Genomic DNA, 5,860 nt, shown 5'->3' with positions numbered 1-5,860 from the left:
GCATCGATAAAGGCCTTTAAGCCATTGGCATCACCAAAACGATGGGTCGGCGCATACAGACCAACGGGTTGATACCCCCAAGAGCCGTCGAAGGGATATTCACTGATCGGCATCAACTCGATATGGGTAAAGCCTTGCTCTTTCACATAGGGGATCAACTGCTCGATTAAGTCTTGATAATCAAAATATTGCTCACCAAACTCGCCTTTTCGGCGCCAAGAGCCTAACTGCACTTCGTAGATAGACATAGCGGCGCGATGCCAAGCCGTGGTCGCCCGTTTGTCCATCCATTGTGTATCTGCCCAAGGGTGTTGGTGTTTTTTCGGCACTATGGAGGCATTGTGCGGCGCACATTCCATTTGGGTCGCCATAGGATCAGATTTAGCGTGACGCTCGCCATTTTGATAAATCAAATCAAACTTATAGTGCGCGCCTTCGGTAACATCAGGCAGAAAAATCTCCCATAAGCCGTTGGCCAGATGTTGGCGCATCACATGGCGAGTATCGTCCCAGTGATTAAAATCCCCCACCACAGAGACCCGCTTAGCATTGGGCGCCCATACGCAAAAATGCACGCCTTCTACGCTATCGATTTGGCGCCAGTTCGCACCTAAAAAGCGATAGGCCTGCTCAGCGCTTCCTTCGCCGAAGAGGTATAAATCTTCACTATTGAGGAGTGAACCAAACTGATAAGGATCGATAATATCCAGCTCGCAAAGGGGATAAGTCACCCGTAGCGCATACAAAAAGGGCTTAACCCGTCTGCCTAGCGTACCCGCAAACAGCCCCGCCTCATTGACCCGCTCAAGGCTCGCCACCTTACGGCCATCCTTAAGACTTATCACATCAACCTTTTGGGCGTTGCGTAAAAAACAGCGCACCACCAAGGCCTTGCCCTCGTTGATGCTGTGCATACCGAGCAGGGAAAACACATCCGTATATTGACCGTTTAACAGCGCGACATCGCTACCGTCATAGAAGTAAGTCTGGGCTTGAGTCATCATTTGGCTTCCATTTTTAGTCAAAGGGTATCTGTATGCGCAGCCGTTTCTGGCAAATGTCTTGCCGCAGCAATGAGTTGCAAACGCTTAGCCAGCGTAGGTTTAACCGCTGCCTCGCTTAGGCTGATTGGCAATCGCCGCTGCCAATTCGGGTACTCGAGCCAAGTGCCGGGGATATTCACCGCATGGCGGTCCCCCAGCAGATCGCACCACTGCACGCTATAAAGCGCGCTGTTGCCCGAGGCGCCAAAGGGCATCCACGCCGTTAATAAATCTTCAATATCAATCTGTTGAATATCTGTCTCTGGCAATAAGCCCTGGGAGATTAAGCACTGCGCCAGCTGGTGCTTTTCCTGCTCACGTCCGGCTAAGGCCTCACCTAATTGCTCGTCGGAATTGAACAGTTCGAGTTGTCGCCTCAGGTGCAAATCGCTGCCCGTCCACCAAGCGACTAAGGTCGGCACATCGTGGTTTGCCAGCATCATCAAACTCTGGAACTTATACTGGCTCGGCGGCTTAAAGCCTTGATGGTCTTTGCAGAAGTAGAACAGCTCGTTGGAATAGACCCCCGCCTGATACAGGCGATGAATAATATCGGGCGGCACTAGGCCTAAATCCTCACCAATCACCACACAGCGAGCACGTTGACTCTCAAGGCAGAGAATCGCCAACAGGGTTTCGACCGGGTAATACACATAGGCGCCATGGCCGAGGCGCTTATCTAGTGGCCACCACCAGAGCCGCAGCAGCCCCATCACATGGTCGATTCGCAGCGCACCGCAGTGGGTCATATTGGCGCGGATTAACGCAATAAAATGGCGATATTGATGCTGTTTAAGCTTGACGGGATCGAGGGGCGTAAGGCCCCAGTTTTGTCCCTGTGGCGCGAAGGGATCCGGCGGTGCGCCTATGCTAGCGTTTAAGCAGAACTGCTGCAAATTAGCTTGAACCTCAACGCCATGTAGCGCAGCGCCCACGGCCAAATCGCGGATAAGCCCTATGCCCATTCCCGCTTCTTTAGCTTTGAGCTGGCACAATTGCAGTTGATCTTCGGCCACAAACTGCAGGTACAAATAAAAGCCTTCATCCTGTGCTATGGCCCTTGGGCTGCGTAGCGATTCGGCTTGGGCAAATTCCCTGAGCGACGCGCCCTGCTGTGCTACAAAATCCTCAAATCGCTGCGCCCTTGGTGTGTTTGGCTGTAAATGGTGTTCGCAAAAGATTGTGTATAAACGTGCAAAGGCGCGGTACTTAAGCTCACTCACCTTGGGATAATCGAGCCAGTTCTCCGCATTGAGTAGGGCAATGGCTTCTTGCCATTCCTTCGCCGCAAACTCCGTCTTTAATGGCTCAAATTCAGGCACACTAGGTAAATGAATATACAGCGGATTCAGCCTTCGACGATCGCATGGACTATAAGGGCTCGGATGTTCCGGCGCGGCAATATCTAAGGCATGCAATGGATTAAGTTGAATAAAATCGGCGCCATATTCGGCCACTAAACCAATCAGTTGCTCTAAATCGCCAAAGTCGCCGATACCCCATTGGCTTTCGCTGCGCAGACTATAAAGCTGAAGACTCACTCCCCACGGTTTATGGCGCTTTCCTTGCGCCACAGCGCTCATCACCCCTTGATAGGCGGTTCTCGGTGCCACCATAAAAGTGCCATGGAACTCAGTCGCCTTACTTGCTACAGAAATGCTTGCTGATGAGTTGCTTGCTGCTGAGGTACTTGCCGATGCTAGGCCGTGCTGAACATCTGCCAGCCCAAGCAAACTGACGCTCAGAGTGTGGTAGCCCAATCCCAAGCAAGATAAATCACTTAAGTTGTCTTTATTGTCAGATGTATTTGGCGCGGTGCTAACATTTTCCCATGAACGGCGAGTCTCTGAATCGATATATGGCTCACTGGTATCGTCCACATCACGGCAATAAAACTCATGACCTAAGAGGTCGAGGCGGTATTGCAGGAACTGACACTCATTGGCAAAGGGGCTATTGCCAAACGGTGCCAACTCCTGCGCCTGAATCCGATAATCCCCAATCGGTTTTAGCGCCCCAAATGGCACCTCAAGAATAACCCTCTCCCCTTGCTCACAGGTAAAGGTGAGCAGCAGATCGCCACGGTAAGATTGAGGTAAATACAGGCAGACCCAAGGTTCATCGACATAACACCAATGAAACGCCGGCAACACTTGTGTCCAATGGTGTGCATCGAGTTGATACACCTGAGCGTCAAGCTCGTCGCCACAGGGTAAACTCGTTAACGGTTCATCCTTTGCCTCGCAGGGCTGAGTATTTTTTTCCTGCAACATACAGGTCAAAATCCCTTGCCTGTCAGCCTCGGGAATGCGGATGTACTGGCCAAAGCAGTCGGTAAAGTCTGCTCCCACGCCCCGCAAATACAGCAACTTCTCCAGCCCCATATTTGTCGCCCCCGCGACTGCTCATCCATAGCCTTAGATAGGCAGTAACCATGCCAGCGCAAAATAACAGCATGAAGACAGATTTGTGTCAGCCAGATGACAACAAAGAAAACTTATAAATCAGCATCTTGAACAAAATACGTGCCTTTATCACCCAAGCCTTTGCCCACCGAGCCATCTCGCAAACGCACTAGTTTGAAGCAGGGAGTGATTAAAAAAGGTGCAACGCGCTTAAATGGCGCAAGCAAAACAACATCTTATCTTTGAGTACATTAGTGAGCTTTATCCCTTAGGTTGAATGCCTCTCTGGCACGGGGGTGATTAGATTGGCAACTAGCTGCAACACTTTGTATCAATTACATTTTTCATCTTGAAATCCCCTTCATCGCTCTGTCACTATGCGCGCGCAAAACAAAAACAACACTTAATCGCAACATTTACCCATGCCCGCTTACATTATCCAAGCAGGCAAAGGCGTGGCGAACAACGCAAAAATAAGGAAATTGATATGAAAAGAATCACGGGACTTTTACTCGCCAGCAGTTTGAGCATGGTCCTCAGTGCCTGCGGCGGTGGCGAAGATGATCTCACTCCCAATATCCCCAAACCCGACCCAACTCCACCGAGCTTAAGTGCCGATGTCTGTTATTTAATGAGTACCACAAAGGGGGATTTAACCTTAGCCATCGACCTCACCCATATGCCCATCACGGGTAAGAACTTTAAACAATATGTCGATAAGTCCTTCTATAACGGCACCTTATTCCACAGAACCATTAATAACTTTATGATCCAAGGCGGCGGTTTCACCACGGGATTACAGAGCAAGCCAACGAGCTCGCCGATTAAAAACGAGGCCGCGGTCGGCATCAGTAACAAACGAGGCACTATCGCGATGGCGCGTACCACAGTGCCAGATTCGGCAACATCACAGTTCTTTATCAATGTGTTGGATAATCCCCAGCTCGATGCTTCGGCGAGCAGCTATGGTTATGCTGTGTTTGGTAAAGTCATCGAAGGGATGGATGTGGTCGATCAGATAAGCATTGTGCCGACCAAAACCAGTAACGGTTTTAACGACACACCAGTGACTGAGATTTTGATTAATAGTGTGACAGAAACCAACTGCCCCAAAGCTTGATAAATACTCGGGGTTAAATAAAAAGCACTGATTTATCAGTGCTTTTTATTATTCTCGGCCCAAGGAGATTATTCATCCCCTTGAATTTTACCCACTAACAACATAGGTGCTGCGTCGATTTTATCGGCGTCCATCATGGCCGCAATTCGCTCCACCGATGAGAGTAGCTGACTCTGCTCCCACTCTTCAAGATTTTGATATTGCTTAATAAAGTGTTCCTGAAGTGGTTTAGGAGACGCCTCTAAAAGTGCGCGCCCCGCATAACTTAAATACAAATGGACTTTACGCTTATCGGACTCGCTGCGTTTGCGGATCACTAATCCCCGCCCTTCGAGCCTATCAATAATCGTCGTCACAGTGGCTGGGCTGAGGGTGATTTCTTCGGCCACCTGCTTGGCTAAGGGAGCGCCGAGTTGGGCAATTTTCTGCATCACCATCAACTGTGGTCCCGTCAAGCCGGAATGCTTATTGAGTTGCCGCGAATGAATGTCGATAGCGCGGATCACGCGGCGCAGTGAAATCAGCAGTTGTTCATATTTTTCCATCGTACTTCACATACTCCTCATCAACTCAACGGCCGCACCTTACCAGAAACTCAACCACAACTCACCTTGGCAGGCAATTTTATCGCGTAATAATCTGAGTTTAACTAAACAAGCAAAAGCTGAAAAAAGCGTTAAAAAACATAGCGTATGCAGCCCTTAATCTCTGTCATAAAAATTCATTATTTAGTTATCTAGTTCCAACTTTAGTGCGAATTTCACCTCAGGAATCTATCTAAACCGATCTAGATCACAACTTGGCTACCCCTTAATTGGTAGTTTGGTCACCAGAAAGAAACAAATTTAATATACAAGCAAATAGGTGGATATATGGCTGCTAAATTTTTTATTCCTTCCGTCAACGTATTAGGCAAAGGCGCAGTAGATGATGCTATTGGTGATATCAAAACCTTAGGCTTTAAACACGCGCTAATTGTGACGGATAAACCTTTAGTCAATATTGGTCTAGTCGGTGAAGTGGTCGAAAAACTCGGCCAAAATGGTATTACCTCAACCGTGTTTGATGGCTTACAACCTAACCCAACCGTCGGGAACGTTGAAGCCGGTCTGGCACTGTTAAAAGCCAATCAATGCGATTTTGTGATTTCACTCGGTGGCGGCTCACCACACGATTGCGCTAAAGGTATCGCTCTTGTGGCAACCAACGGCGGCAGCATCAAAGACTACGAAGGCTTAGACCAATCCGCTAAGCCACAACTGCCATTAGTAGCCATTAACACCACCGCCGGC

General features: G+C 49.1%; 5 protein-coding genes. 2 read left to right on the top strand and 3 right to left on the bottom strand.

The annotated features are described in order from the left end of the window. Positions 1-1,004 (bottom strand): GlgB N-terminal domain-containing protein (locus tag L976_RS00355; RefSeq protein ID WP_047532938.1); only part of this gene is annotated, 1,004 nt, incomplete at its 3' end. A 17-nt stretch (positions 1,005-1,021) separates the two neighbouring features. Continuing rightward, positions 1,022-3,427 (bottom strand): 4-alpha-glucanotransferase, encoded by a 2,406-nt coding sequence (gene malQ, locus L976_RS00350; RefSeq protein WP_047532935.1) that lies wholly within the window; start codon positions 3,425-3,427, stop codon positions 1,022-1,024. Between the two features lie 508 nt (positions 3,428-3,935). Between malQ and L976_RS00345 the strand changes: the two genes are divergently transcribed. Further along, positions 3,936-4,568 carry a peptidylprolyl isomerase gene (locus L976_RS00345; protein WP_047532932.1) on the top strand — a complete coding sequence of 211 codons (633 nt, stop codon included), beginning with the start codon at positions 3,936-3,938 and terminating at the stop codon, positions 4,566-4,568. 68 nt (positions 4,569-4,636) lie between these two features. On the opposite strand, the gene L976_RS00340 is transcribed toward L976_RS00345, so the two are convergent. Continuing rightward, positions 4,637-5,113: a MarR family winged helix-turn-helix transcriptional regulator gene (locus L976_RS00340; protein ID WP_047532929.1), complete on the bottom strand. Its 477-nt coding sequence runs from the start codon at positions 5,111-5,113 to the stop codon at positions 4,637-4,639. A 327-nt stretch (positions 5,114-5,440) separates the two neighbouring features. Between L976_RS00340 and L976_RS00335 the strand changes: the two genes are divergently transcribed. Beyond that, positions 5,441-5,860, top strand: a 420-nt coding sequence (locus tag L976_RS00335; protein ID WP_047532925.1) for an iron-containing alcohol dehydrogenase, incomplete at its 3' end; no start/stop codon positions are given.

Source organism: Shewanella sp. ZOR0012 (assembly GCF_000798835.1).
Classification (GTDB): Bacteria; Pseudomonadota; Gammaproteobacteria; order Enterobacterales; family Shewanellaceae; genus Shewanella; species Shewanella xiamenensis.
Note: the sequence above shows the minus strand (reverse complement) of the source record. Positions and strands in the feature narration are given on the sequence as shown.